This window comes from Burkholderia sp. E168m22, assembly GCF_001319805.1.
Taxonomy (GTDB): Bacteria; Pseudomonadota; Gammaproteobacteria; order Burkholderiales; family Burkholderiaceae; genus Burkholderia; species Burkholderia orbicola.
This window is the reverse complement of the sequence record NZ_BBSK01000132.1, coordinates 1-5275: the sequence shown is the minus strand read 5'-3', so window position 1 is coordinate 5275 and position 5275 is coordinate 1. Positions and strand designations below refer to the sequence as shown.

The window sequence follows — 5275 nt, the reverse complement described above, 5'->3', positions numbered from 1 at the left end:
GTTATCTGGTCGCGCCGGACGCGTCTCGACGAGGTGATCGGCGTGCCTGACGTTGGAAGGCTGCGCTAAACTGGCGCGCGCGTTTTGCCTCTTCTCCATGAAGATGGGTCGACGTGGTCGCCACCGATGCATGGCGCAGATTGTCCCGTACCACAACCAGTTCGACGCCGGCGTCCAGCGCATGCGTGGCGTGCGTATGGCGCAGCCAGTGCGGGCTCGCGCGCCGAAGCTTGTCGGCCAGCGCTGGATGGCGGATGTTCACGCGTTCGGCGGTCTCCCGAAAGAACTCACCTAATACCTGCCGCAACCGCGTCGCACTGATGTGGGCGCCGCCAGGGCGTGCTGCACGATGGACCACATTGAGGTCGGCGACCAACGGAGTGGCCGGCTGCCATTGGGTGCGTGTGACCGGCAGACCCCGTGCCTTCAGCGTGCGCCGAAGTGCGTCCCGCGCGAGCGGTGGCAGGGCCACGCGCTCCGATTTTGCCCCTTTTCCCATTACCTCGAGCCATAACGTCTCATGGGCGTCCGTCGCGATGTCGCCCAGCGTTGCGGCCACCAGTTCCTGCACGCGCAGGCCGGTCGCGTAGCCGAAGTCGAGCACAAACCGCAGCCGCTCGGCAGCCGGGGCGCTCCAGCCGGTCCGCTCGAGCTGGTCGGCTGCAGTTCGCACGACCCGCCACTCCCGGTCAGTCAACGCCCGCCCGGTATCGAACGGCGCGCGCGTTGCGCCGCCGCGGACGGTCACCCCCGCAAACGGATTGAGCACGACATAGTGCTGGCCGACCAACCACCTGAAGAGCGCGCGCAGGACGGCCAGCGCATAGGCTGTTGGGCTATTCGCCAAACACCGCCCACGCGCCGTAACTTTGATACGGGGAATGTCTGAGCTTTATATTGTTGAAACCAAGCACCTCCTGAACGGCGATCGTTTCGCCAGGAAAGTACTCGCAATTGAATTCGTCAAAGACAAGCAGCGATCCCTTGGTAAGTCTCGGAATGATTTTTTCGAGAACGTCCTTTGTCGGCTTGTAGACGTCCATATCAAAGATTGCCATGGATATCACCGCGTAAGGATGCTCAGTCAGCCACTTATCGATGGTCGTGGAAGCGTCACCCTTGACGAGCTCGAATTTCTTAAGGTGACTCAACGGAGCGAGGGACTCGTGAGTGGTCAGGATTTCTTCGAGCGTCTCTTCATACCCCGGCAGGGACTTATAATCACCGACTTTTGGCCACACACCGTCCTTGATGTCGACCTCGGCAAAGCCATCAAAAGTGTCGAAACCAAATATTTTGCGTGAAGCGTTAAACGGCTCGTGCGTTCCGCGCAAATTATTCAGCAGCGTCAAGGTCGCACCCCACTGAACACCAAACTCGCAAATAACACCAGGAACATTAATTATCTTTTGGTATAGATCATTATAGTAAATGACCCTGGTAAAGGCGGATCTCGGCATTGTTACGAGGTTGTGCGTACCCCACATGCCGCCATATTGAGGAAGCAGCTCCTGGGAAAAGGAGTGCAGCTTTGCAATGGCTTCGGTGCTTTTCTGCGGGCGAATTGTAATTTCGCCATTCTGCATTTTTCTTGCCTGAGCTTGATCGGATTCACCGTAGGTCTGCGTCATGATTTTTAGCAATTAAGGGGTTATAAAAAAGTGATGTTGGCTGGTGATGCAAGGTTATGTGAAAAAATGCCGAATTGCTGTCTATCAATTTAGGAATCGATTCGGTTCGCGTCCAATGGTTCGTCTTCTTATAGCCCGACGTGCGCTCACGTGCCACTTGTATTGAATCCATCGGGATACTCCCGTCGGTACCAATCGACTACCTGATCGTGATCGAGCCCGAAGAATTCGCGCGACCTTGGTATCAGCACGAAGCCGACCGCCATCAGGGACGCCAACAGGCAGAAGCCCGTGTAAACTTTGGGCAACGCCCAATGGGACAAGGCAATGCCGGCGATAGCGGGCCCCAGCGCACTGGCAACTTGGGTGCTCATGCCATTGACCGAGGTCATTCGTACTCTGAATTCCTTCGGAATAGCAAGCGTGCGGTGGGTTGAACCGACCAACACCATGACGGTATTGGCGAAACCGGCACAACCGAATACCAGGATTAGAAGCCAGGGCTCGTGCGCAGTGCCGATGATGGACAGAATCAGCCCCTCCGAAACCGCAGCGCACACTCGCACGCGGTAGCGACCGAAGTGTTGCACCAGATAACCCGAGATGCCGAAGCTACCCAACAACATGCCGACCGAGATACTGGCTTCGCACGCTCCCATCCATGTGCTCGAAAGGCCGAGGGAACTTACTTTCAGAGGTACAAAGAGGTTGAACGCCGGGCCAATGAATATCCACACCAGAAAATTGACGAGCGTCCAGCCACGCTCCAGCGGTACGGCCCACTTGGCTTTCATCCCGGCCCGGAACTCTGTCCACCAACGAGCCACTCCTGCTGTTGTGGAACTGCTCTCTTCGATTGCTGGCGGCGGCAGCTTGCGAAGGATCAATGTGGAAAGCGCAAGCAGGCTGAAGTACACCCAAAACGTCCCTGCCGTGCCTATGGTGGCCAGCAGGCCGCCCCCTACGAGGGGGCCGATTAGTCGGCCAGCGGAGGCGGCGCGCTTGCGAAGCGCCAATGCTTCGGGAAGTTTCGCCGGTGGCACCAGTTCAGGAGTAATCGCAGCGGATGCGCCGCCGACAAATGCGTTGGCCACGACTGCGGCAAGGCTGACGACAACTACGACTTTAATGGCGTAGCCGTCGATAGTCGCGACCGCGCCGAATAGCACCCCTGTGATCGCCATGGCGGCAATGCCCCAAATCAATTGGCTTCGCTTCGCGTAGCGCTCGCTAAGTGGCGCGATAAGCGGTTGCGATACGAATGTGACCACGGCAACAGCTATACCGTAAGTCACAAGATCTTGCGCGCCGCCCTTTTGGGCGATCCACCATGGAATGGCGATAAGGCCGATCATTTGCGCTAGTGTTGTCAGCACTTCGCTGACGAGCATTGTGCGCAGCCCTGGATCTACACCCTTGAGAGCGCCAAATTTCAGTGCCATCTTTTCTCCGAAATTGAGGTTTTCACTGTGTTGCCCGTATCCGATTTCGGCCGGAGTTGTGTGGGGTCGATTGCGACGCTGTAATCGCTGGCACCGACTATTTGAGCATCGAAGAGACGGGAAGCGGTCTCTTCTCAACCAATTGCCGCAGCCAGTCGGACAAGCGCTTTACGTGTGGCGTGTCCAGCAAGGTCATGTGATTTCCCGAACTGCGCCACACCTCGAGCTTGGGAGCGTAGCTCCGCCACCGAGCCACCAACGCCGGTTCCTCGTCGTTCTGCGGTGGCGTTGCGCCGTCATGAGTCGCGGTCACGAGATGAACGTCGTCCGTATACGGCAAGCTCGGCGCATAGTGCGAATTCAAGTTGCTTCGGAACACCCGGACAATTCCCCGGAGGCTCTGTAGCCGGGTTTGGCGAGGCAAAATTTTCGCGTCCACTAGTCTCGCCAGCAAAAGCTCCAGCTGCGCTGCTTCGCTCAACCCCTCCAAATCCTGGTGACGCAGATTCAGTGATCGCTGCGCGCTCATTTCAAAGTGGCGAATCAAGCAAATCAGAATATCGACTTCGGAGTCGCCGATGTTCTGCCTTAGTGTCGAGCCGGGCACATCGGAATCGAGCAGTACGAGCGCGCCAACTTGAACGCCTGCCTGCTTTAGTCGAATTCCCATATCCAGCGCGATCCATCCGCCATATGAATGACCTACGAGATGGCATTGGCCGTCAGGTGCTACATCTCGCACAGCCTTGATATACGAGCGGGCTGCGGACTGCACGTCTATATGCGGTACCAACGTGCCGTCGAGGCCGCGCGGCTGTAACCCGTAAATAGGTATATCGAGGTCGAGTGCCTGCGTCAGCTCGAAGAAGGTCGTCACGCTTGCACCGGCACCTGGTACAAAAAAGAGGGGCACCGCGGCACGGTGACCGTTCTGGATGGTAATCCGCGGCGAATAACGCAGTTCGGGAGTGTCATTGCTCACATCCGGCGACGCGAGGAGCGCTTGGTCCACCTCAGCGCCCAGCCGTTTCACGTGTGGATGCGTGACGATGCTTTGATGGGTGCCTCCTATCGGAACGTGACGAAGCTCGACCTCCGGCAATGATGCCCATCCCAATAGGGGATCGATCCTTGCTGGCTCGTCAGCCGTGAACAAGCTCACCTTTACCGATAGCGCCTGCGGTCTGTACGCCAAAAGCGCGTTCTTGGTCGCGTGACGCAGTCCCAGATGGCGCCGCAGGATATCGATGTCGATGTCGGTAGCGATAGCGCCTGCCTCCTGACAGCGACGCAACATCTCCTCAATCCGATTAGCCGCGGCGAGCTTTTGTAACGCGACGAGCTCTTGAGACGACATGAGGGAGGATGCCAAATCAATAAGCATTTCCGCTTCTGTCATGCGTGAGGGGCTTGCGGAGATCGTGCCTTCATCATTTGCACTGCGATAGTCGGCGCGAGTGTCAATCAATCCAAGAAACGCGACGCATTCATCGGCGCCGATCAATTGGCGTGCCATCTCATACGCGATGGTTCCACCCGCTGACCAGCCTGCTAGGTGATATGGCCCCTGTGGTTGAACCTTGCGAATGGTAGCTACATAACGCGCTGCCATGGCGGGAATGCTGGCCAGTGGGGCCTCGCCTTTCAATAGTCCCGTCGCCGCCAACGCGTAAACGGGTCGCTCCGAGTCGAGGCAGGCCGCCAATTCGCGGGCGTACCCGATTTCGCCTTCGATCGGGTGGACGAGGAAGATGGGAGGCCTGTTACCGTGACTGCGAACCGCAACCAAGTTCGAATCTGCGAGTTCCGAGCGAAGATGATTCAGTACAGCCGAGGAGAATTTGTTGAGCGTTGTCTGCACGAAGAGCTCGCGCAGGGCGATCTCGACCCCCAGAGCTTGCCGCAGGCGCGACACCATCTGTACGGCAAGCAGTGAATGTCCGCCCAGGCCGAAGAAGTCGTCGTGGCGTCCGACGCGCTCGATGCCGAGGAGCGACTGCCAGATTTGTGCAATGGTGGTTTCGATCTCGCCTTGTGGGGCGGCATATTCGCGTGTGGCGATGGCGTTGGCGTCGGGTGCGGGCAGGGCGTGGCGATCGAGTTTGCCATTCGGGGTCAAGGGGAAGGCGTCGAGCGTGACGAAGGCGCTGGGCACCATATAGTCGGGTAGCCGGGTGGCGAGTTGGTCGCGCAGGGCCGCAG

The 5275-nt window shown here is 58.2% G+C and carries 3 protein-coding genes and 1 pseudogene; all 4 read right to left on the bottom strand.

Annotated elements, in window-relative coordinates; all coding sequences use genetic code 11:
* Position 1: 1 nt before the first annotated feature.
* Positions 2-847 (bottom strand): annotated as a pseudogene (locus AP428_RS29560) (tyrosine-type recombinase/integrase); the annotation flags it as partial.
* Positions 837-1631: a TylF/MycF/NovP-related O-methyltransferase gene (locus AP428_RS29555; RefSeq protein ID WP_227745877.1), complete on the bottom strand. Its 795-nt coding sequence runs from the start codon at positions 1629-1631 to the stop codon at positions 837-839. The gene AP428_RS29555 and the pseudogene AP428_RS29560, both read right to left, overlap by 11 nt.
* Before the next feature lie 146 nt (positions 1632-1777).
* A complete protein-coding gene (locus AP428_RS29550) occupies positions 1778-3073 on the bottom strand; it encodes an MFS transporter (RefSeq protein WP_227745878.1) in 1296 nt (431 codons plus the stop codon).
* A 97-nt stretch (positions 3074-3170) separates the two neighbouring features.
* Positions 3171-5275 (bottom strand): alpha/beta fold hydrolase (locus AP428_RS29545; RefSeq protein ID WP_156349359.1); only part of this gene is annotated, 2105 nt, incomplete at its 5' end.

Bases quoted from the DNA above. Each gene is read 5' to 3' on its own strand.
- AP428_RS29555 (WP_227745877.1), bottom strand. From the start codon at position 1,631: ATGACGCAGACCTACGGTGAATCCGATCAAGCTCAGGCAAGAAAAATG.
- AP428_RS29550 (WP_227745878.1), bottom strand. From the start codon at position 3,073: ATGGCACTGAAATTTGGCGCTCTCAAGGGTGTAGATCCAGGGCTGCGC.